This is a genomic window from Cyanobacteriota bacterium (genome assembly GCA_025054735.1).
GTDB lineage: Bacteria > Cyanobacteriota > Cyanobacteriia > SKYG9 > SKYG9 > SKYG9.
In genome coordinates, this window is the sequence record JANWZG010000677.1 from 1 (window position 1) to 1,145 (window position 1,145).

Below are 1,145 nucleotides of genomic sequence, written 5' to 3' on the forward strand. Positions count from 1 at the left end.
GTTGTAGGAGCTGTTACTAAGACTCCTCGCCATTCCCACAGTTGCCGTCGTAAAAGTTTCCATGGAATCATCACGCTGTATTACTATTGCCAATTACTATGCGAACAAATTGCGTGCAGCTTGTTAAGGTTACTACCTTATTGTGAACAGACTTATTGTGAACAGATTCATAGCTGATTCAGACTAAATAGCCGATTTTTATGGCGAAATCATAAGAGTGGTGGCTGACTAGCGACAGTAAGGTGCCAAACGTCAGAAAGATGCCAAACGTCAAACGCTGTACTCACGACCAACATCTAAATCACGAGTAAATCACAAGCTACAACCATTCCTTAGATTATCGCTACAACTGGCTTTGCTCAGCTAGATTGTTCCCTAAGCAGAGTCGAAAGGCAATGCTAGAAGGTACAGATTTGTTTAAAAATCACCTTAACGGTAAGAATAGTTTCAACTGCGGTGAGTCAACAGCCATCAGTCAAGTGGGTTAATGACAATCCATGCTAACCTCGAAGTAGTTTTATTTGCTGCCAGTGTTCTTTCACTTACTAGATGCCACTAGATGTCTCAATTGCCCCATGCTAACTCTACTCCTGACTCTGATCGTTCCAATCGTCAAAACCTCGCAGCAGCATGTGAAGATTCAGGGTTGCAGTTAGCGCTGACGATCGCCAAAGCAGCCGATGATCGCAAGGCTACTGACATTGTGATTCTGCGGGTAACAGACGTTTCATACCTTGCAGACTATTTTGTGCTAGCAACTGGGTTATCGAACGTTCAGGTTCGAGCCATTTCGCGGTCGATCGAAGAAGCTGTAGAACTAGAGTTGCAGCGCTATCCCCAACGTATAGAGGGCTTATCAGAAGGCAAGTGGATTCTTCAGGACTACGGTGATGTCATTGCTCACATTTTCATGCCTAGGGAGCGGGAATTCTATAACCTAGAAGCCTTTTGGGGCCATGCAGAACGTCTTGATATTAAGCTTTAGCCCTTTTCTCAGCGTTCTGGTCTGATTTAGGCACATGCTGATCCCGCTCAGTCTGGTGAATACGTTAAGTTCTGAGAGTGCTTGTGTAATAATCACGGGTGCCCTTAGCAGAAATTGCTTCCCCTAGGCGAGTAAGCGCATGAACATAGGCTGCTGTACG

1 protein-coding gene is annotated in these 1,145 nt (G+C 45.1%); it reads left to right on the forward strand.

All coding sequences use genetic code 11. The features are described from left to right. Window positions 1-559: 559 nt before the first annotated feature. The gene (rsfS, locus tag NZ772_19320) at window positions 560-985 is read left to right on the forward strand and encodes a ribosome silencing factor (protein MCS6815708.1); all 426 of its coding nucleotides are present in this window, start codon (window positions 560-562) and stop codon (window positions 983-985) included. Window positions 986-1,145: the final 160 nt, after the last annotated feature.